This is a genomic window from Niastella koreensis GR20-10 (assembly GCF_000246855.1).
Lineage (GTDB): Bacteria > Bacteroidota > Bacteroidia > Chitinophagales > Chitinophagaceae > Niastella > Niastella koreensis.
The window spans coordinates 3,315,293-3,341,917 of record NC_016609.1 but is presented as its reverse complement, the minus strand read 5'-3'; the positions used below and the strand labels follow the sequence as shown (position 1 = coordinate 3,341,917).

The following is a 26,625-nucleotide window of genomic DNA, read 5'->3' as shown; positions in this document are numbered from 1 at the left end:
TATTTACGGTTGAGGTTGTTTCATCTGGCACGGAATATAAACTGCCGGTTCATTCCATAAAGAGATGGAATGGTATTGAGAATAACACCAACCGGATCTGTAAAGGAGGTTAGAAGGTGTGTCGGGAGGGCCTTAACCTCATTTGCATATTAGGTTATTATAAAATTACAAAGAAATGTCATCTTCCAATGTTAAGTTTTTAACGGTTAACCGCATGTGAAAAAATGATTATTAATTGTTTTAGTGTGGCTTCAATATTAAGCCCCGGATTAATGTATAATCCACGCATATTAGATGAATAAAGTATTTTAAAGAATAGTTGTTACCATGATACAGCTGTCACTGCTGCATTTGCGGAGAATGTAGTTATTGTCACTGTAATTAAACTGCAGGCAATATTATCTTTTTGCTGGTGTTACGACCAGGATACATTTGTTGATAACAGCCGCTTTGATGAATCACCAACGCACTGATTCAAACTTCCAGCCTGGCACTACCTTTTGCATTTCAGTTTCATCATCGCGTTTAGTTAATCCGCAATCCAGGTATTGCTGATGCAACCTGGTCAGTGCCTGCTTGTCGAGTTCCACGCCCAGGCCGGGGGCAGAAGGAACAGTAACGGCGCCATCTTCAAAATGGAAGCGGCCGCTGCTGACAACTTCATCCGATTGCCAGGGATAATGCGTATCGAGGTCGTAAGGCAAATAGGGCAGGGCTGCGCCCAGATGCACCATCGCCGCCAGTGATATGCCCAGGTGGCTGTTGGAATGCATGGAAAGATGCCGCCCGAACGTGGTGCATATCTTTGATAATTCCATAGAGGCCCGTAAGCCACCCCAGAAATGGTGATCGCTGAGAATAATATCTTCAGCGCCTACAGCCACACTGCCCGGTATATCCTCGAAGGATGTGGTGCACATATTTGTCGCCAATGGCGTTTTAAGCGCCTGCCGTACAATCGACATATTTTTCTGGCCGCGGGTAGGATCTTCCAGGTATTCGATAATGCCTTCCATTTTACGGCCGTAATGGATGGATGTTTCAACCGTCCATAGTGCATTGGGGTCTATACGTAACGGAACATATTCGCCAAATGCATCCCGCAGTGCAAAAATGGCTGCAGTTTCCCGGGCCGGGTCAAATACCCCGCCTTTTAATTTTATAGAACGGAAACCAAATGCTGCGCACATGGCTTTTGCCTGGTGAACTATGCCTTCGGGATCAAGCGCTGCAACCTGGCGGGCGGCGCTCCATTGGTTGGCCTGCTCATCGATGTTAAAGCCCATTTCACCGCCGGCGCCTTTGTATTTGTAAAAAAGATAAGCAGCAAAAGGTACGCGTTCACGCATTTTGCCGCCAAGCAGGTCAACTACAGGCAAACCGGTAATTTTTCCAATGATATCCAGACAGGCTACTTCAATGGCGCTGAAAACATGCACCAGTTTTCGCTGGTCCCAGGGCGTATCGCCCCGTTGTGCGGCTGTTTCCCTGCCAAAATAATTTTCCAGTTCGCGGCCTATACTGCTTAATTGTACCGGCGATCTTCCAATGATGAGGTGACGCGCCAATTCAAGCGATTCGTTGATGCTTACATTGCCGGGAATTTCGCTAACGCCCGAAATATTATCATCGGTTATCAATTCAACAATGGTACGTAATGCATAAGGAGCATGTAAACCTGCTGCATTCAGCAGGGGCGGATCGGTAATGGCTATTGGTGTTACGATCATTTCCCGGATGCGGGGAGCTTTGATTCTTAGGTTCATGAGCACATGTATAGGTAAGCGTTAATTTATTCCAGACAATTGTTGTATCAGCCAGGCAATGGCGCTGTGGTCCCATTCTCCTTTGCCCTGGGCTATCAGTGCATCCATTTGCGCACTCACCTGGGCCGTACCATATAGCGGAACGGAAAATTCCTTACCGGCCTGCAGTGCGATATTCATGTCTTTCCTGTGCAGTTTTATTTTAAAGCCTGGTGTATAATTGGCATCGATGATCCTTTTGCCATGCAGATCGAGGATGCGGCTTTGAGCAAAACCGCCCAGCAGTACTTCCCGCATTTTATCCAGGTCAACCCCGGCTTTTTTTGCCAGTGCAAAGGCTTCACCTACCGCCTGTATCGTCATCCCCACAATCATCTGGTTGCAGGCTTTTGTCATTTGTCCGGCCCCTGCTTCCCCGATATGCACGATGTTTTTTCCCATTGTTTTGAACAGGGGCAGCGCCCGGTCAAAAGCCGGCGCACTGCCGCCCACCATTATTGATAAAGATGCAGACGTAGCGCCCACCTGCCCCCCGGAAACCGGCGCATCCAGCGCTTCCACACTTTTTGCCTGTAACAACCGGTGAATTTCTTTGGCGGTTGAAGGCGCAATGGTGCTCATATCGATAAATAAACTACCAGCACGCACCCCATCAATAATTCCTTCCTGACCGGTAACAATTTCCAGCACTTCGGGCGAATCGGGCAGCATGGTGATAATGATATCACACGTCTGCGCTATGGCTTTACCACTAGTCAGCGCCACGGCGCCTGCGGCTACCAGTTCCTGGGCGGCTTTATTTTTTTGCAATACACATACAGGATAGCCTGCATTTACCAAGTGCAATGCCATAGGCTTTCCCATAATGCCTAAGCCAATGAAACCTATCTTTTCCATTATCCTTCACTTTTAAGTTTTAAATAATTTCTCGCCAGGTATAAAGGCAACAAGGTCCCTAGGCAACGAGGCAACGAGGCAACGAGTTTTTTATGCATTATTACGAGGTTTTCCTCGATGCCTGGATCCCTTCTTGCCTCGTTGCCTTTGCTCCTATACCAGCGGCAACAGTTTTGCCGCAATCATTATTATAACAAGTCCTGTAAGTCCCATCACCAGCAACATAGGTGCAAAGGCACGTAAGGTTTCTCTCTCGGTAAGGTTGCTCATTTTACAAATGAGCCAGAACCCGGCGTCATTCATCCACGGTACCAATTTCGACCCGCAACCGATGGCCAGGCCTAAATACAAAGGATGATAGGGTAAACTGGTATTATGTGTCAATCCCGACAAAATACCTGATGCGGTGATCAAAGCTACAGTAGCCGATCCCTGTGCAGTACGTACAATAGCCGTGATAAAAAACGCCATCGGTATCAATGTCATCTGGTAATCTTTCGTCCACAGGGCAATGCGCTCACTGATGCCTGTTTGTTGCAGCATGCCGCCAAAAGCGCCGCCTGCTGAAATGATTAGAATAAGGCTGCCGGCGCTTATGACTGCTCCCTGCACCAATGAACTTAAACCAGCTGTGCTTTGCTTTTTGTGAACCTTAAGAATGAGTAATGCAATAAGTGCCCCGATAACCAGCGCGATGTTTCTGTCGCCCATGAATTTTATTACGGCTGCCAGCTTTCCCGGTTGTACGTCATGCATGGAATGTATTGCTGTATCGGCGCAAATAAATACCAGTGGGATCAACAGCGGCAAAACAGATAGCCACAGCGGCGGAAGCTGTTTGGTTTCCTGTAACGAAACCATCCTGATATCTTCCAGTTTTGCATCGAGCGAATCCCTTAATTCAACAGGCCATTTTCTGTTTACCCACACCGCATAATAATAACCAGCTGTAATGGTGAACAAGCCCAGTATAATGCCGGCGATCATCATGGTGCCCATGGCAATATGCATTTCAGTGGCCAGGAACAGGGGACCTGGCGCTGGCGGCACTAATGAATTGGCCATAGCTGCGCCGCCGGCAATGGCCAGTATGAACAGCAGGTAGTTTTTTCCCAGTCGCAGGCTGATCGTTTTTGCCAGGGGTGTCATGAGTAAGATCACCGCATCAAAGAACACAGGAACTCCTACAAAGAAACTGCTTATGATAAATGCTACGGGGGCTTTTTGTAAACCGGTGAGGCGTAATACCGATCGTACAATCCGTTCTGCGGCGCCGCTTTCGAGCAGGCATTTTCCTATAATGGCCGCCATCGCTATGATGATGCCTATTTTTGAACAGGTATTGCCAAATTCCAACGCTACTCTTTCACCAACTGAGCGGTTTGCCTGTTGAAGGGCGGCGGCCTGCGTGGCGCCTTTGCTCAGCGCATATTGTACAACTGCCGATGCCGGCGTCATAATAGCCACCACCAGTGCGCCCAGCAAAAGAGCCAGAAAGGGATTCAGTTTTAACCAGATAATACCACCGGCTACAATGATGATACCGGTAAATAATATAACGGCAGGTTCTGCCAGGAACAAGGATAGGTTCATGACTGGCCTGATTTACCCGAACTCCGGAAGGTTTGTAAGGTATGGGCCAAATTGCGGGCGCCATTAGCAACAAAAGTAGCATCGGCTCCGCAGGCGATCAGGCGGATGCCCATATTGCTATAACGGGTGTATTCATCCGGATTAGCGAATAAAATGCCTGTGGCCTTGCCTGCTTTTTCAGCGGCATTTACCGTTGCCTTTACCGCATCCACATACAATGGATGATCGAACTGGCCAAAGATGCCCAGGGACATGGTTAAATCGGCCGGTCCGATAAACAACACATCGATTCCATCGATACCCGCAATTTCATCGAGGTGGTCCAGCACCTCGAGGGTTTCTATCTGAACAATGCCCAATATATTTTCTTTTGCCTGCTGATAGTAGTTTTGAAAATTTTGTCCGAATGAGGAAGCCCGGACCATTTTGGCAACACCCCGGGTGCCATCGGGGGGATAATGTAATCCGCTGGCTACAGCAGCAGCTTCGGCGGCACTGGTTATGCGGGGACACATAATACCTTCGGCGCCCATATCGAGTATGCGATGGATCCGCTGCCGCTGCGTGCTTTCAATCCGTACAATGGCGGCGGCTGGTGTGTGCTCCAGCGCCTGCAGCTGTTGATATACATCCTTTTCGCTGCCCGCGCCATGCTCAAGGTCTATCAGCACCCAGTCGTATCCGGCCAGGCCCACAATCTCTGTGGTTACGGTACTGCCTAAATTCAACCAGCAGCCATGCAGGGTAGCGCCCTGTTGCAGTCGTTTTTTTAATTGCTTCATATGGCATATTAACGGTGGTAAAGGAATACCTAAATTAAAGAGATATAATTTACGCAATTATCTCATTCTAACACATCAATTAGCTTTTTTGGCAATACATAGCAGGCATAAAAAAAGTGGACTCCTTGCCGGAAGTCCACTTTCAACAAAAGGTATTATCTTAATTACAGATGCTTCAGCACTTCAGCGCCAATGGCGTCTGTACCTAATATTTTATCTGCAGGTGTTTGCGCATCGGCAATATCCCGGGTGCGGAAACCAGCTTTCAATACTTTATCAACAGCACTGATAACCGCTTCTGATTCGGCTTTCATGCCAAATGAAATATCCAGCAGCAGGGCAGCTGATAAAATAGACGCCAGCGGATTGGCTACGCCTTTACCAGTGATGTCATGTGCTGAACCGTGAATGGGCTCGTATACGCCGGTGCCATCACCTACAGAGGCGGAGGCCAGCATACCCATTGAACCGGCAATCTGTGATGCTTCATCGGTAAGGATGTCGCCAAACAGGTTGGCAGTTACCACCACATCAAAACGGCGGGGATCTTTTATCAATAACATAGCCGTAGCATCAACAAACTGATGTTCTACTTCTACATCGGGATACTCTTTGGCTATTTTTTGTACCACTTCACGCCACAACCGGCTTGTTTCAATTACGTTGGCTTTATCTACAGAGCACAGTTTTTTTCTTCTGGTGCGGGCTGCCTCAAATGCTTTGCGGGCAATACGCTCTACTTCAAAACGGCTGTATTCAGCAATATCATAAGCAGTATCGCCATTGTTCTTTCTGCCTTTCTCCCCAAAATAAATATCACCCGTCAGCTCCCGGAAGAAAAGGATATCAGCACCTTTTAAGATCTCGGGTTTAATGCTGGAAGCGCCCAACAACTCATCGAATAATTTAATTGGACGTAAGTTGGCATACAATCCAAGTTCTTTACGCATTTTCAACAAACCCTGCTCAGGACGTACTTTGGCAGATGGGTCGTTGTCGTATTTGGGGTGGCCTACTGCGCCAAACAACACGGCGTCCGATTTGCGCATTTTTTCCAGTGATTCATCGGGCAGGGGATTGCCGGTTGCCTCAATGGCCACATGGCCTATCAATGCTTCGTCGTATGTAAAGGTGTGTCCGAATTTTGCAGCGATCTTATCTAACACTTTTTTACCAACTGCAGTTACTTCCTGGCCAATGCCGTCGCCAGGAACGATGAGTATGTGCTTGCTTGCCATGCTTTAAATTTTAGGCGTCTAGGCAACAAGGCAACGAGGCAACGAGTACAGTACCGTCGTCAGGCCTTATTAACTAATAGCCTTTTTAGTTAATCAATTTATTTATCAAAGAAAAGAGCATAAGTTCAATTTCTTTTGCGGTACTACTTAGATTGCCAAACGACTCTGATGAAAGATATTTCAAATTTGAGGCAATCTCAATCTGCGTTTGCAATTCATATATAGAACCAACTGCTATTCTGAGAAAACGTTTATAATCCAATGTTGAACTTCTACCATAGCCTTCCGCAATGTTGCTGGGAATTGATACGGCACAACGTCGTAATTGGCTTGTTAATGCATATAATTCTTCAGATGGAAAAGATCTTGTAGTCTTATAAATTTCAGTGACCAGGTTCATGGATTTTTGCCATACAATCAGGTGACGAAAAGATTTAATGGTTGACATTTTTGCTGCAAGTTTTAGTTAAATAATTAACTCAACTCGCAAACCTCTTATATTGTATTCCCCCTCGTTGCCTTGTTGCCTTGATGCCTCGTTGCCTTCTCTATATCAAATTCAACATCTTCTGTGTAGCCTTGATAGCCGCCACGGTTTGGTCACTATCCAGTCCGCGGGTTTTAAATTCCTTGCCATTATTATTCCAGGTGATAACGGTTTCGCACAAGGCATCGCTTTTGCCGCCGGGTGGTATGCGTACTGCATAATCCGTTAACACAGGCAGGTCTTTTTTCATTTTTTTATACACCTTCTTCAACGCATTTACAAAGGCATCATATTGGCCATCGCCTTGCGCATGCTCTTCATATAATTCGCCATTGATAGAGATTTCCAGCGTTACCGAAGGACGGAGATTTTTTGAATGGGTAAGCACATAATTCTCGATCAGTACTTTTTCTTCAATGTTTTTGCTGTCGATCACATCGGAAATGATGTACGGCAGATCGGCCTGGGTAACTACTTCCTTTTTGTCGCCCAGCTCAATAATACGCTGGGTAACTTTTTTCAGGTCGGGTTCACTTAACTGAATACCCAGTTGCGCCAAGTTGTTTTCAATATTGGCCTTGCCGCTGGTTTTGCCCAGTGCATATTTTCGGGTACGGCCAAAACGTTCAGGCATCAGATCGCTGAAGTACAATTTGTTCTTCTTGTCGCCATCGGCATGGATGCCTGCTGTTTGCGTGAATACGTTTTCGCCTACTACCGGTTTGTTCACTGGGATGCGAAAACCCGAAAAGGTTTCCACCAGCTTACTAACGCGGTATAAGGAGGCTTCCACCACCGAAGTTTTTACTTCGGGCATAAAATCATTCAACACCGCAATGGCGCTGGCAAGGGGAGCATTACCTGCTCTTTCGCCCATTCCATTGATGGTGAGGTGTATTCCATGGGCGCCGGCTTTTACGCCTTCCAGCACATTGGCTGTGCCCAGGTCATAATCATTATGTGCGTGAAAATCGAAATGCGTACCGGGATAGCGTTGTACAATAGCAGCAATGTACTCGAACGATTCCGACGGGGTGAGTATGCCCAGGGTATCGGGCAGCATGACGCGTTTTACCGGTAGCTTTTGCAGAAAGTCGAGGTACTGGAACACATACTCTTGTGAATGGCGCATGCCATTGCTCCAGTCTTCGAGATATACATTTACTTCAATTCCTTTTTTCCTGGCCAGCTTTACCACTTCTGCTATTTCTGCAAAGTGTTGCTCAGGCTTTTTCTTTAACTGGTGGGTGAGGTGGTTCAACGAGCCCTTGGTAAGCAGGTTCATTACTTTGGCACCGGCCTGTTGCATCCATTGTATAGATACATCGCCGTCAACAAAGGTGAGCACCTCTACCTGGTTCAAAAAGCCATTGGCTTTTGCCCATTTGGTAATGGCTTTTACCGCTTCAAATTCGCCTTCGCTTACGCGGGCGGAAGCGATCTCAATACGGTCTACTTTTACCTCTGTTAATAATAGCTGGGCAATCGTTAGCTTTTCGGTGGGGGAGAACGACACGCCGCTGGTTTGTTCACCATCGCGGAGTGTGGTATCCATGATCTCTATGTGTCGCTGGTCACCAGGCATAGTAAATGAGAAATGAGAAATTAAAAATGAGAAATGAAAAAGTAAATACAGGCGTGTTCACTCTTTCATTTCTTATTCCTCATTTTTAATTTTTAATTTATTCTAATAGATACTTTTTTCCGAGAATGTCTTGATGTCGGATTTCAGGCTTTGCAGGAAATCGATATCATCGAAGCCATTTGTCATATTGTGCTTCTTATAGCCATTGATCTCAAATAACTCAGAGGCCCCATCACCTACAATCGTGATCTTTTGTTCGGGAAGGTTTACTTCCAGTTCGGTTTTGGGATTGGCTTCAATAGCTTTGAATATCTTATCAAGGAATGCTTCACTTACCTGTACGGGTAAGATGCCGATGTTTAAAGAGTTGTTCTTGAAAATGTCGGCAAAAAAGCTGCTCACCACGCAACGGAAACCATAATCGTAAATGGCCCAGGCAGCGTGCTCGCGGCTGCTGCCGCTTCCGAAGTTTTTACCACCTACCAGTATTTTACCGGTGTAAATGGGGTTGTTCAGCACGAAATCTTTTTTCGGGGTGCCGTCATTTTCAAAACGCCAGTCGCGGAACAGGTTATCACCAAATCCCTTGCGCTCGGTAGCCTTTAAAAAACGGGCCGGAATGATCTGGTCGGTATCTACGTTTTCGATTGGCATAGGTACCGCTGTGCTCTTTAATACTGTGAACTTATCGTATGCCATTAGTGTGATTGCGTTTGTAGTGTGATTCTTGTGTTTTCTTATGTTGTTACAGGTTGCAGGTTCAGGGTTTAAAATCATGTATTCCCCTGTAACTTGAAACTTGTAACCTGAAACATTTAGATGAACTCACGGGGGTCAGTAACAAAACCTGTAACCGCTGCCGCAGCTGCTACCAGCGGACTGGCCAACAATGTTCTGGCGCCAGGACCCTGACGGCCTTCAAAGTTGCGGTTGCTGGTGCTTACTGCATACTTACCGGCGGGGATCTTGTCGTCGTTCATTGCCAGACAGGCTGAACAACCGGGTTGACGTAATTGAAAACCTGCTGCCAGCAAAATATCCAGGATGCCTTCATCCTTGATCTGCTGTTCAACAATGTGCGAACCGGGAACTATCCATGCAGTTACATGATCTGCTTTTTTACGGCCTTTGATAACCGATGCAAAAGCCCGGAAATCCTCGATGCGGCCATTGGTACAGCTACCAATGAACACGTAATCGATCTTTTTGCCGATCATGTTGTCATCTTCATGGAAATCCATATATGCTAACGACTTATCGTAGGTGGATTTGCTGCTGCCAATTTGCGCGGCAGAAGGAATATGTTTGGTAATGCCGATACCCATACCCGGGTTGGTACCATAGGTGATCATGGGTTCAATATCAGCGGCATCAAATTCGTATTCTTTATCGAAAAAAGCGCCTTCTTCGGTTTTCAGCGTTTTCCAGTAGGCCAGCGCTTTATCCCAGGCTTCGCCTTTGGGGGCTTTCTCACGGCCTTTAATATAGTTGAAAGTGGTTTCGTCCGGGGCAACCATTCCGCCACGGGCGCCCATTTCAATACTCATGTTACACACGGTCATGCGGCCTTCCATGGTCATGTTCTCAAAAACATCACCGGCAAATTCAACAAAATAACCGGTAGCGCCGGCAGCAGTGAGCTTTGAAATGATGTATAACACCACATCTTTGGGCACAATGCCTTTACCCAGTTTGCCGTTTACTTTGATGCGCATTTTTTTGGGGCGGGGCTGCATAATACACTGGCTGCTCAGTACCATCTCAACTTCAGAAGTACCAATACCAAATGCAATAGCGCCAAAAGCACCATGGGTAGAAGTATGCGAATCACCACAAACGATGGTCATCCCGGGCAGGGTAATACCGTTTTCGGGACCCACAACGTGCACGATCCCATTTTTAGGATTGCCCAGTCCCCAGTGTGAAATACCATATTTGGCCGAGTTGCTTTCCAGGGCTTTCAGCTGGTTGGCACTCAGGGGGTCCTGTACCGGCAAATGCTGGTTAATGGTGGGGGTATTATGATCGGCGGTAGCGAAGGTTTTTTCGGGGAACATCACTTTCAATCCCCGGCTTTCCAGGCCCAAAAACGCAACCGGGCTGGTTACCTCATGAATAAAATGCCGGTCAATAAACAACACATCGGGGCCATCTTCTATATGCCTGACCACATGCGAATCCCATACTTTGTCGAATAATGCAGCGGGGGTTTTGCTCATTTTATATAATTTAAATCAAGTTGCAAAATTCTTAAAATATAGTCAGATTATAAGGGCTTTAGCTGTATTTTTTCTAATAGTGGAGTTAAAAATGAAAAAATATCAAATTCTGCCCTATATCTGTTGAACAAACCGCCGAATGTTACCCTATCATTAAAAAATTTGCAAAGGAAGCGGGCTAAAAACCGGATATTTTAATGAATTTCAGGCATCAAACAGAGGCATATTATTAACAATAAAGCAATCAATTCGTTCAAAATCAGGAAATCCACATATGACCACCGGTTTCCGGTCTAATCTTTTTTTTGCTAACTTGAGCGCCTTCTACGCAATTCCCAACCAAATTTCATAGAGTACCCATACGTTCCGGCCCGACTTCAGTCGGGAGGCACGAACACTTATTTATCCAAAATCAACTGTTAATATGAAATTTGCTACGCTTGTCTGTTCCTTTATTTGTTGTGTAAGCTTTTCATTTGCTCAACAACCTGCTTATAAAGACGCCAAACAACCCATTGCCAAACGGGTGAGTGACCTGCTTTCGCGCATGACGCTGGAAGAAAAAGTGGCCCAGTTGCAAACCATGCATGCCGGCCGGCCAAAACTGGATGATAAATTGTTCAACAATCCGGCTAAACTCGATTCCCTGTATAAAAACGGCATGGGGATGATTAATCCCGCTTTTGATGAAACCATGGAGGTAACGATTGCCGCCCGTAACCGGCTGCAGGATTACCTGGTACACAAAACCCGGCTGGGTATTCCCATTATTTTTATTGATGAAGCGCATCATGGCCTGGTTCAACGCGAGGTGGATGTATTTCCGCATGGCATTGGTTTAGCCTGTTCCTGGGATCCTGAACTGCTTGAAAAAATATATACGCATGCGGCCAAACAGGCCCGGGTACGCGGAACCAGCCTGGTGCTGGCGCCGGTGGTAGATGTTTGTCGCGACCCGCGTTGGGGCAGAACCGGGGAAACGCTGGGCGAAGACCCATATTTATGCGGAACGCTTGGCAGCGCTATTGTAAGGGGTTTTCAGGGTAGTAATAATGGCAGTATTGCGGTTAATCATGTGGCTGCCACGCTGAAACACTTTTCAGGGCACGGCCAGTCAGAGGGTGGCGATAACCAGGGGCCCGCCAACTATTCATTACGTGTTATTCGCGAAGCGCATATGGAACCTTTTCGCCTTTGCATAAAAAACGCCAATCCCGCCGGTATCATGGCTTCATATAATGAAATTGACGGCGTTCCTTCCCATGCCAATAAATGGTTGCTGAAAGAGGTGTTGCGAAAAGAGTGGAATTATAATGGAGTAGTGGTGAGCGATTGGTTTGGGATAGATCAGTTATGGAATAAACATTTTGTAGCCACCGATCAAAAGGCAGCCGCATTGATGTCGTTCAATGCCGGGGTAACTTCCGATCTGCCTTATGGCGTTAACTACCGCCACCTGGGCGAACTGGTAAAAGAAAACAAACTCAGCACCAAAGCGCTGGACAGCGCTGTGGCCCGGATACTCGAATTAAAATTCAAACTGGGCCTTTTCGATGAGCAACAACCCATTGATCTGGAAAAGGCAAAACAAAATGCCGCCGGTACCGAAGGACGTGCGCTGGCTTTGAAAATTGCCGAAGAGTCGATGGTCCTGCTGAAGAATACGAACAACCTGTTACCGCTTAAAAAAGATCAGTATAAAAAAATAGCAGTGATTGGTCCCATGGCCGCCACCAATTACCTGGGTGATTATTCCGGTCTTCCATCAAAGAATGTTTCCTTGCTGGAAGGAATAAAAAATAAAGTGCAGGGTAGTGCCGAGGTGCTTTATGCAAAAGGCTGCCGCATTACCACCAATGGCGATACCATAAGCCAGAACAATTATCAGTACATCGATACCATCATTTTCCCTTCCCCCGCCGAAAATGCACAATTGATTGAGGAGGCTGTTAAAACAGCCCAACAGGCTGATGTGATAGTGCTGGCTATAGGTGAAAATGAACAATTATCGCGCGAAGCCTGGGGCCCTAATCACTTTGGCGATATGCCCGATCTTCGGTTGCAAAGTCAGCAGGAAGACCTGGTAAAAGCCATTGCAGGTACCGGTAAACCAATGATTGTTTATTTAACGCATGGCCGTCCGCTGGCCATTCCCGCCGTTGCACAGCTGGTGCCTGCTATGGTAGATGGCTGGTTTATGGGCGAAGAAGCCGGCAATGCCTTCGCCAATATTTTGTTTGGCGATGTTAACCCATCGGGAAAAATAACCATTACCTATCCGCGTTCAACCGGACAGGTACCTGTTTATTACAATCACAAACCCAGTGCACAATATTTCGACTATGTAACAGAAACAAAATCGCCGCTGTTCCCATTTGGTTATGGCTTAAGCTATACCACCTTTAATTATTCAAAACCACAGGTATTGCTGGCTGCAGACATGCCTAAAACGGGCGGCGCATCCACGCCAACTGAAAAAGTGTATGGAACGGTGGAGGTAGAGGTTACCAATACCGGAAACAGGAAAGGGGATGAAATTGTGCAATTATACATTCATCAAAAAGTAAGCAGCGTAACACGGCCGGTAAAAGAATTGAAAGATTTTACCCGCATTACGCTCGAACCCGGACAAACAAAAAAGGTTTCCTTTACCATTGATGCCAGCAAACTCGCCTTCTGGAATGCCGGAATGCATTACGGTGTAGAAGATGGCATTTTTGAATGTATGGTAGGACGCAGTTCTGCCGACGTTCAAAAGGTTGAGTTGAAAGTTGGTAAGTAAGTATAACTTTAAGAAACAAGAACCTGTGCTGGCTTAACCGGCACAGGTTTTTTTATATGCGTAACGGTTAAATAATAAAACAACCAGATTATTCGTTTATATTTGGTATATCAGTCCTCTTAGCTATACCAACCATTCTTTCCGGTCTCTTTTTGAGATCATCCTACCGCTCCATATGTAATTAAGCTTCTATCGGGTGCTGCCGTTAAATACTTTAAAAACATGAAAAGATCGTTTTTACTGCTAACGCTATTTTGTGCGTTATGCCTGGTGCATGTTGCGGTACATGCACAACCCGATGTTAAAGAGCAGGACCTGGAAAATAACAAAGCTTTCCAAAGAGCAGATGCATTGCCCAATAGCATGGCCACCTTTCGGGATATTCCCATCAAAGCAGTCAGAAGTTTTAAAAACAGCTGGCAGTATGTTGATAATGAAAGCTGGTATAAAGTGCCGGATGGATACCGGGCGCGTTTTATCCAGGACGGCGTGCTGTACCTGATTACATATAATAAAAGAGGCAATTGGCTCAACTCCATGCGCCAGTACGATGAGACCGTTCTTGACCGGGAAGTACGCAGTGCGGTAAAAACAGTTTACTACGACTACAGCATAATGCTGGTGGAAGAAATTGCACTACCTATGAAACCCCTGACCTATATTATTCATATGGAGGACAAGACCAGCTTCCTGAATGTTGGTTTTCGCAACGGGGAAATGGTAGAAATGACTGAGATCAATAAATTATGATCTACAAAAAATATTAGTTACATTTGTTTCGCCTCTTGCGATTGCGCCATTTAGTGACCATGCCCAGGTCTGTATTGGGCAGCTCGATTGTTTGTCATTCATGAAAAAGCTCTCCTCCATTAATCATTCCTGATAATACTGATTCTTAACGTCTTTTAATGTTTTCGGATAGCCGGAATAGAATCCTGTTGCTATATTCGCTGTCCTAAAAAAAATCTAAAGAGACGACCATGAGATCAGTATCTATTGTATTTCTGCTATTCTTATCGGTGTTTACCCAGGCACAGGTGGAACAGGGAGCAGCGACACCCGCGCAGCCTCCGCCGCCTGAAAAAGACGCGTTAAAGATTAACCTGAACGCTAACGGCAGTCATTATTTTCAATTTACGGTAATGAACCAAACGTGGGTGAGGTTTAACGAAAGCAACCCGTATACTTTGGTGGAAGGCACGCCAAAGGATAATACGGTTGATATTGGTTTGCGCCGTACCCGCTTTCAGGCGTATGGCCAGCTTACCGATAACGTTTTTATTTATTTCCAGTTTGGGATGAACAATTTCAACAGCCAGTTCAATACCGGCTCCAACCGGAAATGGGCGGCTTTTTTTCATGACGCCTTATGCGAATACAAAGTATCCAAAGGCAATCAGTTAAAAATAGGCGGTGGCCTTACCATTGCCAATGGTCTGTCGCGGTTTTCGCAACCCAGCGTTAGTACCATCATGACCATGGATGTACCCGTATTTGCCCAGAGTACCGTTGACCAAACTGATGAATTCAGCCGCAAGCTGAGCGTATATGCAAGAGGGCAGGTGGGTAAATTCGATTACCGGTTTATCCTTAGTGATCCGTTTCCCATTACGTCTTCCGGATCGCCTTACCAATTTAACCGGAACGCCAACTTTGCCGGCTTAGGCCATCAATTACAACCTCAGGCCTATATTATTTACCAGTTCTTCGACCACGAGAACCACACCACGCCTTATATGACGGGCACCTATTTAGGTAAGAAAAAGATCTTCAATATTGCGGTGGGCGGTATCTTTCAGCAGGACGCCATGTGGAAGCAGGCAGAAAATGGTATTGATACCAGTTACCAGGACATGAAACATTTTGCAGTGGAAAGTTTCCTCGACATGCCGTTGAGCAGTAAACAGGATGCGATCTCTGCTTACGCCGGTTTTTTCAACACCAATTACGGCACCAATTATATGCGCTATAACGGTTCCATGAACCCGGCCAATGGTACCCTGGGGAATAACACCATTCCCGCACAGGGGCCAACCTATGGCAATACCTATCCCATGTTTGGCACTGGCCAGGTAATTTATTCGCAGGTAGGCTATCTGTTCCCCGAGAAGTTTTTAAACAGCAAAAGCCGCTTTATGCCGTATGCGTCTTTCACCAGCGCCAAATTCGACCGGCTGGCAGGTAAGCGAATGAATATTTACAATGCCGGCATCAATTGCCTGTTGAATGGACATAAATCAAAGTTCACGCTCGACTGGCAGAACCGGCCCACCTACGAGCAGGTTGCAAATGTTATAGAGAAAGGCCCGCGTAAGAATTGCGTGGTTTTGCAATACCAGATATTCTTTTAGTGAGTAGTAAGTAGTGAGTAGTGAGTTGGCCCGCGACTATTCCGGATGTCTGAATAATAGTAAACTCACTCACTACTCACTTTTCCTTATCTTGCTGCCTCATTTTAATAAAATAATTTTACCAGATGATTCTCGATTTGCTGTCAAACGCGCAGTTATATTACAACCAGGGCCCTTTGTTTACGAAAGCTTTTGAGTATTTGAGCCAGACCGATTTTTCAAAGGTAGAAAAAGGAAAGTATGAACTGGATGGCCAGAACCTGTTCGCCATCGTGAATGAGTACGATACCGTAAGTCCCGACAACGAGCAAATGGAATCACATAAAAAGTATATAGATATTCAATACATCGTTGCAGGCGCCGAGCGCATTGGTCATGATTTTCTGAAAACACAAACGCCCTCCCAGGCTTACGACAACGAAAAAGATTTTATGCTGTGGGGTGAAAAACCATCTTTCTTTTCCGTATTACAGCAAGGCATGTTTGCTGTTTTCTTTCCGCACGATCTGCATATGCCGAATATTAAGATTGATGCTCCTGCGTATGTAAAGAAAGTGGTGATTAAGGTGGCAGTTCAGTAATTATAAGCAACTGTTACAGGTTTCAGGTTACAAGGCTTTAAATATCTGCTGTATTGCCTGTAACCTGCAACTTGTAACATTCATTCACCACTCATCTTCTTAATTACCACATCACCTACTTTTCCTCCAATTACCAATCCGTTATTGATCGCATCCATAAAATGAATGCCGCCGTAAAACCGGCTGATGGCTGCTTCCTGCGCAGCCTGTTCAAAAGAGGTAAATGAGCGTGGCGCTAAGCCATAGGCTACTTCCACGCTGTCGGTATAAGAAAAGTTGTTGCCAAAAAAATGGGTTAGAATAGTGGCCGAACAGGCTGAGATAACCGAATGTCCGCTCAGGTATTCGGGAAATGGAGGTGTTTGCAGCACCGGTACCCATTGCGGATCTATGTATTTGCGAATGGCTGTTTCGGGGCGGATGCGGTTACTGCGGTATTTTTCATTCCAGCAACAGATAAAAGCATCCAGTAATCCTACTGCCACATTGGTATAGATCTGCATGGCTTCTTCAAAATGTTTACCGGCTTTTTCACAGGCAATACCCGTGATACCCAGCCAGTGGGCGCCCGGTGAGATTTTCTTTCTGCTTAAGATCAAATGCCCATCGTCCTGGATGGCAAACGGGTTACAATCCCAAAAGGCGGCAATGATGCGGTGTTCTGCCGGCACCTGTTTTCCTTCGGTATAATTTGCAAACAATAACCTGTAAAACGCAGTCTTTTTCCCGGTTGAAAATGCCACCGGTGGTGGTGCGGGAAATTGCGTGCAGGAGTCCAACGCCAATGTACGCACGGTGTTGAAATATGGTTCCACGGCTGGTAAAAAAGCGGGCGGAGTAGGATACCAGCAGCCTTCTCTGTTAATTGGCGTATACCGGGGGTAATTACTGATCAAATTGTAACGATCGGCTTTGGCATAAGCCAGTATTCTCTTACTAACCGCTACGGCATACCGTTTTGAATTATTTATGATGGTCTCATCATAGCCACGCCGGCGACAGCTGTCCAGTAATTGCTGTTCGTAGGCAGCTAACAACTTTCCCGAAGGCTGCATTATTTGTGCAGTTTGTAACATGGCCAGTACTGCACTTAAATGTACATCGTATGGTTGAATGGTATCTGGTTTCTTAAGCGCAGGATAATCTTTTAACATGCCATGCATGCTTTTGAATGCCAGGTTATTTTGCGCCACCACTTCATAACCGGCCAAACAGGCATACGAAAAAAAGCGGGCAGCCAGGGGTGGATTGGTAATATCGTGGATCATTACTTCCGTCATTTGGGTAAGCACCTGGCCAATAACCGGCGTTGTGAGGACGGGTGGTTGTTTCTCTGTCCCGGCTTGTCGGGGTGGATGCGTGGTGCAGCCGCTCAGTTCCATCACGAGGATAGTTATAAGGTAAATGGTTTTATTTATTTTTTTCATAGGCTTGCAGGGCTTGCTGGTTGATGCCGAATAATAACAGGTTATTGATGGAAAGCACGCTGCGAACATCGCCTTTCAAATAAAAACCCGATCGCTGCTGATCTAGATAAGTAAACCCGCCCTTGCCGTCGTTCTGTAACAGCACACCATAATTGGCATCGTATTTACCGGGGCGTAACCGGGCCCGGTTCATATTACCACATAACAAAAGGTCTTCATTGCCATCATTGTTATAATCCAGCGGGGTGATCGTAAATACAGGTGCAAACTGGGCCTGCACAGGCAATGCGTGTAATTGGTATTTGCCATTGGGGCTGCTTTCAAACAAAGCTGTTTGCAGGTAATTGGCCTGTAAACGGTTCACGCCTTTCAATTCTTCCGCGGTAAAGATCTCCTGCATAGTAGCATCTGCATAACTTTTATAATCCGTAAAGCGAGTACGCATCATGCTTATCTGATCCAGCAATTCATCGCGGGTACAATAAGGATATGACTTGCCCTGAATGTAAAAACAAAACAGGGGATCGATGGCGCCATTGTCGTCAAAGTCTTTGTAATACAGGTCGGCAGGTGCTGCGTTGTTGACCCGGCATTGGGTATTCAATCCCAGGTTGCCAATCACCAGGTCAGGTTTGCCATCTTTATTAAAATCACCGGCAGCTATTTTATTCCACCAGCCACAATAGGGTGTGCTGAAATAGTTCTTTGTTTGGTCCTGCAATTGGTGATTAACGCTGATGAATACGGTTACCGGCATCCATTCGCCAACCACTACCAGGTCCTTTTGCGCATCATTGTTCAGGTCTATCCAGAGAGCGTCAGTAATCATCCCGGCCTTTGCCAGCGATGGCGCTATGTTGGCGATCTGATTGGTAAAATGGCCTTTGCCATCATTAATGAGTAGAAAGCTTTCCGGTGTTTCCGGATAACGACCGGGAATTACGCGGCCGCCAATAAACAGATCGGGGTTACCATCGTTATTAAAGTCATTTACCCGCACACAACTTTTGCTAACTTTCATGGCTGGCAGTGCATGGGGGCTTTTGGTGAAATTGCCTTTACCATCATTAAGGTATAACCGGTCCTGCAGCAACGGATCATTTGGCTGGTAATTATGATACCCGCCACTGGCTACGTAGATATCGTTGTATCCATCACCATTCACATCAACGATAACAGCATCTGCATCTTCACAGGCCGCGTCCAGCTCAAAAGCAGGTACTTTCCTGGGCAGGAACCGGCCATCTTTCTGTTGCAAATACAATACGGCAGCCTGGCCACTGCCCCCGCCGGCGTAAATGTCGTCGAGCCCATCACCATTCACATCGCCTTTTACCAGGCAGGGGCCATTGAACGACAGGGGACATACCAACAAAGGTTGCCGTTTGAAATCGTTGATCGTATTTGCCCGCGATTGAAATGGCAATGGTGAATGAACGGCAGTAAACAGGGGAGGAGAGACTGGTGTTGCTTTAAAGACTTGTGTAGCTTGCTTTTCATCCAACACTAAAAGTTGATCGGCTTTAACGGCTCTTATTACCTGTTGTTTGCCGCTTGTCCAGGTAATTTGTAAGGAATCAATAATTGTTTGCGCACCCAACCCAAAATGTAAAGTTGAAGAAACGGTTGACAGATATCCCCGCGTGGGCATTTGTTCCAGGTATTGATGCCCGGTTTTACTATAAAGAAAAACTTTCGCTCCAATGCCCTGGGTATTACCGGGCAAGCCATGCAACTGAACCTGTAAATAATGAGAACTGTTTTGCTGACGTGCTTCATTGCGATAAATAAAAGCCGGTTGGTTGATATTGTTGATCACTAAATCAAGATCGCCATCATTGTCCAGATCGGCATAGGCTGCGCCATTGCTGTTGGACGGACTGTTAAATCCCCATTGCGCCGATACATTGGAGAAGGTACAGTTCTTATTATTGGCAAACAGGTAATTCACCACATTGGAAGATGGGATCTGATGAACGAGTTGCAACACATCTTCGCGCTGCAAACGGCCCTTGCTTTGCACATAATCGTTCATGTACTTGATGAAGTCAAGATTGGTATAATCGCGCAGATAGCCATTGGTCACCATCAGGTCCTTCCAGCCATCATTGTTATAATCTGCCAGCAGGGGCGCCCAGCTCCAGTCGGTATTGGATATACCTGCCAGCTGACCGATTTCGCTGAAGGCCTCCCCCCGTCCCTCCCGACTTGTCGGGAGGGAGAAACCTCCTCTCCGCCAACTGGCGGAGGAGGCCGGGAGGGGGCGGCCAATATTCAACTGCAACATATTTCGCATGTACTGATAGTAGAAACCAGATCGCAGGTTCAGGTCAAACTTTTCATAGTTATCCGGCGCAAACAATAACTTCTGCCGGTGATTGTCTTCGGGCAACATATCCAGGGTATAAATATCAGGCAGCCCATCGTTATTAATGTCGGCAATGTCGTTGCCCATAGAAAACTGGCTGTTGTGCCCCAGGCAGCTTTGCAATTGATCGGTGAACGTGCCATCATGATTGTTGATGTACAGGTAATCGGGCACCGCATAGTCGTTCGAGATATAAATATCAGGCCAGCCATCCCCGTTTATGTCTGCAATGCCGGCGCCTAAGCCATATGTTAAGGCCGAACTGCTGATTCCGGCCTGATGCGTTATATCGGTAAAGCAGTTTTTGTTATTTCGCAATAATCTAACGCCAATAGCCGGGTCCTCTTTTTTCAGGATGGCGGCGGTACTGGCTTCATCCAGCACGGGTAATGAATTGGGATTATGGTTCAATAAAAAACAATCCAGATCGCCATCGCGATCAGCATCGAAAAAATAAGCCTGCGTGCTATACCCTGAATCGGCCAGGCCATATTGCTGCGCCTGTTCACTAAAATGAGGATAACCTTGTTTATCGTTACCGGTATTGATGAACAATTGGTTGATCCTTTTTTCACCCCGTAGTTTCCCGGAGTAACACAGGTAAATATCCAGCAGTCCATCGCCGTTTACATCAGCCATGGTAACACCTGTTTTCCAGGGACCAGGCCTGCCACCAACACCTGCCGCCTGCGTAATATCCTCAAAATGCATGGCCCCTTTATTCAGGTAAAGCTGGTTGTCACCCATATTGGCAGTGAAATAAATATCTGTCAATCCATCCCCATTCACATCACCTGTTGCTACTCCGCCGCCGTTATAAAAATATTCATACATCAACACATTGGTGTTTAATCCTTCCGTTAATGTATTACTGAATGTAACATGCGTGCTGTCGGTTGGTAATAGCGTGAATAAGGGGTGGGCTTCCTGTTTCCCATACCTTTGTTGAGTACAGCAGGTAAAAAGGAAAAGGAAGCCCATGACAACAAAGAGAAATGTCTTTTGAAAAGTCATTTAATTATATCCTGGGTTTTGTATCAGCTTCAAATTGGTATTCATCTCATCCTGGGCTATCGGCCGGTAATACATTTTATCATCCCATTTCCTGTCTTCCTGCGAATTCACCTCCAGCGGGGTATAGGTATAATTGTATCTTGTTTCATCGTGTTTGTAAGGCGAGGCTGCACTGGCGCCTGCTTTCAGCGTTCCTACCACATCAATATATACCAGCTTTCTGCCCAGGGTAGCAGGGGCTATCATCCAACGGCGGCAATCGTGGTAACGCTGATCTTCATAGGCCAGTTCAACCCGTCGTTCATTTCTATAGCGCTCCTTCAGTGCCGCCCCGGTTTCTGTAACAGCCGGCATACCTGCCCTGAAACGGATCCTGTTCAACCAGGTTTTAGCCTCATTATCTTCCCCCAGTTCTATACAGGCTTCAATGTAATTCATCACTACTTCGGTATACCGGAAGAAAGGCCAGGGTACTGTTTGCCGGGTGGTATTGTCAACCAGGTCGGGATCAGGATCAATAAACTTGCGAACATAATAGCCTGTCCAGCTGCCATTCCAGTTCTCAATAGAACTGGAGCGGGTATCGAGACCAGGCAAAAACACCCCGCCGCCCTGATCATACTTACCGGTTTGGATCTGGTTGGCAGGGTCCACAGTGCCTGAGATCTTATCCCGTGGTTTCCAGTCGGCGCCATCGAACAGGATGGAAGCATAAAAACGGGGGTCGCGATTTACATATGGCTGCGCTTTTTGCGCAGGATTGGTCCAGCTGAATTTGGTGCCATCCATCATTTCATAATCATCCACCAGTTCCTGTACCGGCGTATTGCCTGCCCAGTTATGATAGCCATTGGGTCCATTGGCAAGGCCAACATACATACCGGCATATTCATCTTTATTGATCGTCCAGTAACGTCCAAACAGGATCTCGGTTTCGGCACTTTTATCTACGTCGGGGCCTTTGCTGCCGCCGCCCATAGCCAGGGATACGTAATTCTTTTTACCATCAGCAGCCGGTGCCGGCGCTGTGAGGTTTAATTTATAACCTCTTGTAGGAGCCAGGTCCATCAGGGCTTTAGCGGCGTTTTTGGCGGCCGTCCACCTGGCAACGCGGTCGCCACTTACATAACCCAGGAATTCCGGATGCGCATAACCGCTGATCAAGGCTGATTTGGATTTGGCGGTAGGCATGTCGTGCAGGTCACTGGCTGCATATAACAGGATGCGTGCTTTCAATGCCATAGCGGCCAGGTCGGTGGCCCTTCCTGCCGACATTGATTTTCCCTTCAACAGGGTGACAGCGCTATCACATTCCTTAAGTATGAAATTCACGCATTCTTCCCAGGTATTCCGGGTCACCGTATAATCTTCTTTAAGGCCATATGACCGGTCAACTATCGGCACACCGCCGTAATAGCGGATCAGCTGGTGATAATAAAAGGCGCGCATAAAATGCGATTCACCCTGCAGCCGGTCGTTGAGTGTTTTATCATCAAACGTAGCGGTACGTAAATTCTCCAGCGCCAGGTTTGCCTGCCTTATCATGGCATACATATCCGTATTACTGGCATCCTTGCCCCAGCGGTAGTTCACATTCACCCAGCCAATATTCGAGGGGTTTAAGGTGCCTTCATTTATAATATTGATACCCCGTCCCGGGTGCGTAAAAACAGCTTCATCGGAGAGGGCCGCCAGCATTTGTTCATCAAACCCACCCTGGCCAAGGCCGGCATAGATCCCGGTTACAAATGCTTCTGCCAGTGCGCCATCTTTCCAGGTATCTGTTGAGGATACTTTATCAAGCGGTTTGGTATTCAGGAAATCTCTTTTGCAGGCTCCTGCAATTGCCAGGAGCAGAACACAAAACAGTATCTTTTTCATCGACTGGTTTTTTTGTTGTTAGAATGATATTCTGGCGCCCACATTCAGGATCCTTGATTGTGGATAATACTGTCCGTTGCCGCTGGTTGATTCTGGATCATAGATCTTCATTTTGTCCAGCGTTACCAGGTTAATACCATTTACATATAATCGAAGATTGCTTACACCCGCTTTCTGGCCAATTTTTCCAGGCAGGTTGTATCCAAATTCAACATTCTTTAACCGCAGGTAATTGCTGCTTCTTAACCAATATGTATTGGTGCCAAAGGAGCCGCCGTTGAAATAGGTATTGCCGCGGTTAGCCAGGCGGGGGTCGGTACTGCTGGGATGTTCTACCGTCCAGCGATGATCGTAAGAGTATTTCAAAAAATTACCAATGGTGCCCGATTCGGTACCAAAGAACAGCAAACCACCGGTAGCGCCCTGAAATAAAATGCTGCAGTCAAAATCTTTGTATTGCAGGTTGAAATTTACCCCGCCGGTAAACCAGGGATCACGGTTCTTTTCAAGCCGTACGCGGTCATCTGCATCTATTTTACCGTCGCCGCTTACATCTTTTATTTTCATGTCACCGGGAAGCAACTTATTGGTAGCTGCACTATAATCGACCTTATTCTTGTTGATATCATCCTGGTCAACAAAAACCCCGTCGTATTCATACACCAGGAAGGCGGCGCCATCGGTGCCGAAGGTATGCCCCTTTGAATATTGATAAGGCTTTAAGCCAGGCGTTTCAGGCAGGTTGATCACTTTGTTTTTGGCATAGCCGCCATTTACGCTTACGCCAAAACGAAAATCACCGAAGTTGTCATTATAACCTATGGTAAATTCAAATCCCCTGTTCTGCACTTTACCCAGGTTTTCCGGTGGCAGGGTAATGCCGGCGGAAGCAGGCACTACCGCGGAGTTCTGCATCAATATTTTTGTGCGGATATTGTTGAACACATCAAATTCAAAACTAAGGCGGCTGTTTAGGGCAGAACCTTCCAGACCCACGTTTGAATTGTTGGCCACTTCCCAGGTGTACCCCGGATTGGGTACGCCGGTTTCAGTAAGCGTTTTTACCACATTGCCACCAACGATGTAAGAATTGAAACCATAGGTTGATAAATACCGGTACTCCTGCAATACGCCATTAAATAAAATGTTGTCGTTTCCCATTTGTCCCCAGGAGGCGCGGAGTTTTAAATTGTTGATGAAGGTTACCCGTTTAAAGAATTTTTCTTCACTCAGGCGCCAGCCAAGCAATATACCCGGGAAGAAACCGAAACGGTCGTTTTCAGGGAACATATAAGAACCATCATAGCGCCACAGGAACTCAGCCAGGTATTTTTCCTTATAGTTATAATTTACCCGGCCAAAATAACTTAACCGCGCCCGGTCGTACGCACTGCCGGTATTGTCTTTTTGTGCATCGCCGCCTGCAAACAGCTGGTCAATGGCTGGAGAAATATAATTCCGGCGAAAGGCATTAAAGGTTTGGTTACCGATGGTTTCCCGGGTAACAGCCGCCATTATGTTCATGGTATGCGGACCGAATGTTTTATCGTAACTGATAAAACCACTCAGGTTAATATTCAACTGATCTTCCTGTGATTCAGTAAGCCGCGGATCATTGAATGTTGAACGCACCGACTTGGTGAGCTTCGGGGTAACCCCGTCAGCTTCATAACTTACTTTATCCCAGAAATACAGGTACCACGGCGTTTCCCACCGTTTTTCCCGCCTGAAGTACTTATCCAGCGCAGCGAAACCGGAGATCTTTAATCCCTCAACAAAGGGCACCTGCAGGTCAATTCTTCCATTGGTTTGAAAATAATCCCGGTGGTCTTTGTCATAACCAGTTTGGTTGGTAGTGATCACGATCGGGTTCTGACCATTTTCTATATCAGGCCCGGGCAAGCCATTAGGCCATACTTCCTGCTCGGTAGGTTTACCACGCATAAGCATGCGAAAGATGGGTTGTGCACCAACCGTTGGGAAAAAGCGATATTCTTCGCGCGCCGTTAACCCAAGACTGGTGGATAGGTATTTATTTACTTTGGCGTCCACATTCAACCGCATATCGTATTGCTTGTACCCGGTGGCGGAATTTTTATAATACCCATCCTGGTTTTCATAACCCAAAGAGGCCAGGTATTTTACGTTATCTGAACCACCAGACATTTGCACGTTATGATTCGACTGAGGCGACCAGGTCTTTAGTGTGGTATGATACCAATCGGTATTAGGATGTCCCCAGGGGTCGGTACCGTCTCCGAATTTGGTGATGTCGGCGGGGGAGTAGATGGCATCTACTTTTACGCCATTATCTGTACGGGTGTAGGTGCCATTTTGTTTAAATGCATTCCAGCCGGCAGCCCATTGGTCGGCCGGCAAACCATCAAACAACGTAAGCTCGTTAATGATGGTAGCATATTCCACTGCATCAGACATCTTTGGAATACGTGTTGGCTGCGCCCAGCCCTGGTTAAAAGCATACGACAATTGCGGCTTGCCGTTTTTGCCGCGTTTGGTAGTAATGAGTATAACGCCGTTAGCAGCACGCGAACCATAAATGGCTGCTGCTGCATCTTTCAGTACCGACATACTTTCTATGTCCTGCGGATTCAAACGCTCCAGGCCGCCGGCCCTGTCGGGCACCCCATCAATAACAATGAGGGCGCCGCTATTATTAGGCGTATTTGAACCCCGGATGCGGATGGTAGAACCATCGTAACCGGGCTCACCGCTCGATTGAATGGCGGTAACACCTGGTAACCGGCCCGCTAACGCATTGGATAAATTTACGGAAGGAGATTTTGCCAGTTCTGCGCCCTTTACCTGGGCCACAGCGCCTGTAACGGTTACTTTCTTTTGCGTACCATAACCAACCACTACAATGTCACTTAACTGACCGGTAGCGCCCACTGTCATAACAATGGCCAATGATGTTTTTCCGGCAATATTTATTTCCTGGGTTTGAAAACCTACAGATGACACCACCAGGATCGTTTTACCTTCCGGCACAGCAATCGTAAAATTGCCGTTCATATCGGTGTTTGTTCCGGTACCCGTGCCTTTCACCACAATACTTACGCCCGGCAGGGGATTGCCTTTATCATCTGTTACCTGGCCTTTGATATCCTGCAGGGTTACAGCCGATAACTGTACCGCTAATTCATTGGTGCCGGATGTATCGTTAAACGAATTTGGCGCTGCTTTGAATAAAATGATCCGGTCCCTGATTAATTTAAAAGTGATGCCAAATGGCGAGAGCAGTTCAGCCAGCACTTCGCCCAGTTTTTTCTGACTGGCCTTTATAGAAACCTTGCGGCCGGCTTCAATGGTTTTTGAACTGTACACAATACGCGCGCCCGTTTGATTCTGCAGCAGGTTAAAGACTTCTTTTAGCTGTCCTTTTTCAACAGAAACCGATACTATTTTATCAAGCACACCTTGTGCGTCTGCGTTGTTATAATATGCATAGGAACCAAGGTAAACAATAAGCAGGACCTGGATAAAACCTACCCTCATGGCAATAGAAAAAATTGTAACCAATCGTTGATGTTTCATAAATAAGATTGTTTAGTCAATTGACGATACGCAACTGGCAGTAGGCAAAAAAGATTACCATTTCCCGGGTTTTGCGCCGGAAATGAAATGATCAGGTGA

General features: G+C 46.5%; 17 protein-coding genes. 4 read left to right on the top strand and 13 right to left on the bottom strand.

What is annotated here, in order from left to right:
* Window positions 1–458: 458 nt before the first annotated feature.
* From NIAKO_RS13235 to leuC, 9 genes are all read right to left on the bottom strand, one after another.
* Window positions 459–1,766: an enolase C-terminal domain-like protein gene (locus tag NIAKO_RS13235; protein WP_014218941.1), complete on the bottom strand. Its 1,308-nt coding sequence runs from the start codon at window positions 1,764–1,766 to the stop codon at window positions 459–461.
* Between the two features lie 21 nt (window positions 1,767–1,787).
* Complete coding sequence (locus tag NIAKO_RS13230; RefSeq protein ID WP_014218940.1) at window positions 1,788–2,663, bottom strand: 2-hydroxy-3-oxopropionate reductase; 876 nt, start codon at window positions 2,661–2,663, stop codon at window positions 1,788–1,790.
* Between the two features lie 153 nt (window positions 2,664–2,816).
* The gene (locus tag NIAKO_RS13225) at window positions 2,817–4,256 is read right to left on the bottom strand and encodes a GntP family permease (RefSeq protein WP_014218939.1); all 1,440 of its coding nucleotides are present in this window, start codon (window positions 4,254–4,256) and stop codon (window positions 2,817–2,819) included.
* Window positions 4,253–5,038 carry an HpcH/HpaI aldolase family protein gene (locus tag NIAKO_RS13220; protein WP_014218938.1) on the bottom strand — a complete coding sequence of 262 codons (786 nt, stop codon included), beginning with the start codon at window positions 5,036–5,038 and terminating at the stop codon, window positions 4,253–4,255. Before NIAKO_RS13220 ends, NIAKO_RS13225 begins: the two co-directional genes overlap by 4 nt.
* 164 nt (window positions 5,039–5,202) lie before the next feature.
* Window positions 5,203–6,276: a 3-isopropylmalate dehydrogenase gene (gene leuB / locus NIAKO_RS13215; protein WP_014218937.1), complete on the bottom strand. Its 1,074-nt coding sequence runs from the start codon at window positions 6,274–6,276 to the stop codon at window positions 5,203–5,205.
* An 85-nt stretch (window positions 6,277–6,361) separates the two neighbouring features.
* Window positions 6,362–6,724, bottom strand: a complete 363-nt coding sequence (locus NIAKO_RS13210; protein WP_014218936.1) for a four helix bundle protein — start codon at window positions 6,722–6,724, stop codon at window positions 6,362–6,364.
* Window positions 6,725–6,824: 100 nt separating this feature from the next.
* Window positions 6,825–8,318, bottom strand: a complete 1,494-nt coding sequence (locus NIAKO_RS13205) for an alpha-isopropylmalate synthase regulatory domain-containing protein (RefSeq protein WP_172642125.1) — start codon at window positions 8,316–8,318, stop codon at window positions 6,825–6,827.
* Window positions 8,319–8,450: 132 nt separating this feature from the next.
* A complete protein-coding gene (gene leuD / locus NIAKO_RS13200; RefSeq protein WP_014218934.1) occupies window positions 8,451–9,047 on the bottom strand; it encodes a 3-isopropylmalate dehydratase small subunit in 597 nt (198 codons plus the stop codon).
* A 116-nt stretch (window positions 9,048–9,163) separates the two neighbouring features.
* Window positions 9,164–10,567, bottom strand: coding sequence for a 3-isopropylmalate dehydratase large subunit (gene leuC, locus NIAKO_RS13195; protein WP_014218933.1), 1,404 nt, complete (start codon window positions 10,565–10,567; stop codon window positions 9,164–9,166).
* Between the two features lie 424 nt (window positions 10,568–10,991).
* On the opposite strand from leuC, the gene NIAKO_RS13190 reads away from it, so the two are divergent.
* The 4 genes from NIAKO_RS13190 (at window position 10,992) to NIAKO_RS13175 (ending at window position 16,281) form a co-directional block, all read left to right on the top strand.
* Window positions 10,992–13,349 carry a glycoside hydrolase family 3 N-terminal domain-containing protein gene (locus NIAKO_RS13190; protein ID WP_014218932.1) on the top strand — a complete coding sequence of 786 codons (2,358 nt, stop codon included), beginning with the start codon at window positions 10,992–10,994 and terminating at the stop codon, window positions 13,347–13,349.
* A 222-nt stretch (window positions 13,350–13,571) separates the two neighbouring features.
* Complete coding sequence (locus NIAKO_RS13185) at window positions 13,572–14,099, top strand: hypothetical protein (RefSeq protein WP_014218931.1); 528 nt, start codon at window positions 13,572–13,574, stop codon at window positions 14,097–14,099.
* Between the two features lie 230 nt (window positions 14,100–14,329).
* The gene (locus tag NIAKO_RS13180; protein ID WP_014218930.1) at window positions 14,330–15,700 is read left to right on the top strand and encodes a hypothetical protein; all 1,371 of its coding nucleotides are present in this window, start codon (window positions 14,330–14,332) and stop codon (window positions 15,698–15,700) included.
* A gap of 125 nt (window positions 15,701–15,825) precedes the next feature.
* Entirely contained in the window at window positions 15,826–16,281 is a 456-nt protein-coding gene (locus NIAKO_RS13175) for a NanQ anomerase/TabA/YiaL family protein (protein WP_014218929.1), read from the top strand.
* Window positions 16,282–16,361: 80 nt separating this feature from the next.
* Here NIAKO_RS13175 and NIAKO_RS13170 read toward each other — a convergent pair whose 3' ends face one another.
* Genes NIAKO_RS13170 through NIAKO_RS13155 form a run of 4 tightly spaced genes read right to left on the bottom strand, consistent with a single transcriptional unit; the run spans window position 16,362 to window position 26,526 of the window.
* The gene (locus NIAKO_RS13170) at window positions 16,362–17,708 is read right to left on the bottom strand and encodes a vanadium-dependent haloperoxidase (RefSeq protein WP_041346713.1); all 1,347 of its coding nucleotides are present in this window, start codon (window positions 17,706–17,708) and stop codon (window positions 16,362–16,364) included.
* On the bottom strand, window positions 17,692–21,090 hold the full coding sequence (locus NIAKO_RS13165) for a VCBS repeat-containing protein (RefSeq protein WP_014218927.1): 3,399 nt from the start codon (window positions 21,088–21,090) through the stop codon (window positions 17,692–17,694). Before NIAKO_RS13165 ends, NIAKO_RS13170 begins: the two co-directional genes overlap by 17 nt.
* Entirely contained in the window at window positions 21,091–22,971 is a 1,881-nt protein-coding gene (locus NIAKO_RS13160; protein ID WP_014218926.1) for a RagB/SusD family nutrient uptake outer membrane protein, read from the bottom strand.
* 18 nt (window positions 22,972–22,989) lie between these two features.
* Complete coding sequence (locus NIAKO_RS13155) at window positions 22,990–26,526, bottom strand: TonB-dependent receptor (protein ID WP_014218925.1); 3,537 nt, start codon at window positions 26,524–26,526, stop codon at window positions 22,990–22,992.
* Window positions 26,527–26,625: the final 99 nt, after the last annotated feature.